The sequence below is a fragment of the Helicobacter rappini genome (assembly GCF_900198625.1).
Classification (GTDB): Bacteria; Campylobacterota; Campylobacteria; order Campylobacterales; family Helicobacteraceae; genus Helicobacter_A; species Helicobacter_A rappini.
Map to the genome: position 1 here is coordinate 1 of NZ_FZPK01000061.1, position 2,541 is coordinate 2,541.

General features: G+C 33.8%; 2 protein-coding genes. Both read right to left on the reverse strand.

Translation table 11 applies throughout. The features are described 5' to 3' along the window. Nucleotides 1-665, reverse strand: a 665-nt coding sequence (locus C6H17_RS13105; protein ID WP_233714118.1) for a hypothetical protein, incomplete at its 3' end; no start/stop codon positions are given. A gap of 139 nt (nucleotides 666-804) precedes the next feature. After that, nucleotides 805-2,541 (reverse strand): hypothetical protein (locus tag C6H17_RS12330; protein WP_158655020.1); only part of this gene is annotated, 1,737 nt, incomplete at its 5' end.

The window sequence follows — 2,541 nt, forward strand, 5'->3', positions numbered from 1 at the left end:
TTAGTAGCATATATCTCTAGTATAGTAGTATCAAAGTCTGTATTGTAGTCAGGTATTTGCACCTTTTTCCACTCATCTGTGTAATCACTGATTGGAGCTTCACCTATTGCTTTGAGTGCATTCACGGTAGTTTGCTGCATATCATAGCTTTTAAGTAAGTCTGGTTTATTTGCATTTGATAGGACATTTTGATAGCTTACCATACAATTTGCTTTATTTATCTGTGCGTTATCATTGGCACTTTTATGTAATACTTCTGCCTTGATTTTATCTTGCAGGGCTTGGGCTTGAAGTTGTGCTGTTTGCATTTTACTTGCTTGTATCTTAAAAAAGCTTTCTTTCACTTGATTGGATAGCATTGCTACTTCTTTTTTCTTACCTAGTATGCCTAATGCACTTTGATTTTGTGCATCTCTTGTAGCTACTTCATTTTGGTCTATGGTTAATGCTGTTTGGACTGCACTTTGAAATACGCCTAAAAATGTCTTTGCCATAAAATCACTATATGCTAAAGCCTTTTGGTCATCTGTAAAAGCATAGCTTGGCATATATTTTACAAAGCTATCTAATGCGTCTTTATATATTTGACTATCTTTCATCTTAGCTTCTATAAAATCAAAATTCTCTTGGAATTTCTTTAGAGTGAGATTTTTTGTGTCTAACATGTTAAATCCTTTTTTTTGTGGTATAATTTGCCTTGAAGTTTTATGTCGTGCGACTTGCCCCATCTCAATACTACTAGAGAGGCTTGAAGCTAAAACTCTCTTTTGTTGGGTAGATTGCAAAAGAGGTGGGACATAAAACTCACTCTTTCATATACACTATTTTAATCTTATCACTTGTCAGTATTTCTTTTAACCTATTTCTCTTTTTATCAAAGTAATATGTTTTAAATTCTACATTATGCCCTTGTATCCCTATTCCAAACAAATTCATTAGCTTTTTGTCATTATCGTAAAATGGCTTATAGAAATACACGCTAGGGCTACTTTGTCCTTCTCTTGCCTGCTCTACGATAAACAATGGGTCTTTAAAGGTTTTAAAGAAACCGCCTTTTATGTTTTCTCTGTCTGTGTTGTGCGTATTGTGGGCAAAATGCCTATAAGCATAAGATATACTACACTCGACATTACCTATGGGCGTTTTGATAACACCCTTATTGCCTTTTACACTATCAAACATTTTTGCAAACTCTTCTCTATTTCCAAACTCTGCCTGTGGCATTGTCTCTACTTTGCCATTTTTTAAAGCAGATTCTATTTCTTGTGCTAATTCTTTATTAAAAATATCCTTACTTACTTCTTGCACTTGCTTTTTACCTTTTAAGAAATCTCTAGGATTAAACTTTTGCATTATTTTAGCAAACATAGCTGGATTATTCTCACTCAAAGATTTATAGTCTTGTTGAATGCTTTTAATAGCTAGTGTAGCGTATCTTTGTGCGGATTTATTCTTATAAATCTTGCTTACCGCCTTGCTCCCAGCTACTCCACCTAAGAATCCAGCGGCAAACTTAGCAGGATTAAATCCTACAATGTTTCCATTCTCATCAGTTTCAATTCCTGCTACACTACCGCTTATCAATCCACTTCCTAAATGGGCGTTACTTTGCATAGTTATAGAATCTTTTAACGCATAGATTTCTTTTTCTAGCTCTTCTCTATCCTTTGCGTATCTGCTTTTATCATATTCCCTGCCTTTTTCTATATGATAGGCTTCATTGTTATTAAGATTATTGAGTTGCTTTTGTAGTCCTTGCAGTTTGTATTCTTTAAGCTTTGTGGGATTATTTGCTATATCTAGCACAGATTCTAACACTTCTTTTTGAAAAGGGCTTAAGTGATAGGTATTATAGCCTTGTTGCAGGGCTTTAAGCTGTGTTTGGTTGCCTAAAATAGCTTGTGTGATATTCTCTTTTAAGCTTTGGGCTGTTTGCTTTTGTAGGTATTCTTTGCTTACACTCATATTGCTTAAAGGCTCTATATAGTCATTTCTACCCTCAACTTTCATCACTCTAATAAGATTGTCATCTTGCGTATGAAGTTTTTTAATTTCTTTAATTTTTTCATACTCATTCATAAATGGATTAAAATACTCACTTTGTGCTTTTGTGGGATTTTGTGGTATAATGTTGCTAGTAGTTGAGTTAAGAGTCTCTAACTCATTAAATTTGCCTTGAGCGGAAAGGACTTCGGCATCGCTACTGAATAGCTTATCTACTTTTTCTTTTTGCAAATCTGTAATATTATCTTTCTTGTAGCTTGTAATAATCCAATTGTTGTCGCCTTGTTTATTAAATCCTTTTGAGATTCCCACGAGATAATACTCATTGCCATTTTTATACCATAGCGTATTTACGCCACTTTCACTCATAAGTTTGCCATTTTCTACAATCTCATTGATTGCATTTGACATTTTTTCATAAGGATTATTTCCTGCAAAGTGTGCAAAATCGTTTAAATGTTTTTCTACTATCTTTTGTAAGCCTATTTTATCATTTCCCCAAACTAAATCAATATCCCCCAATTCTTTACGATGAAA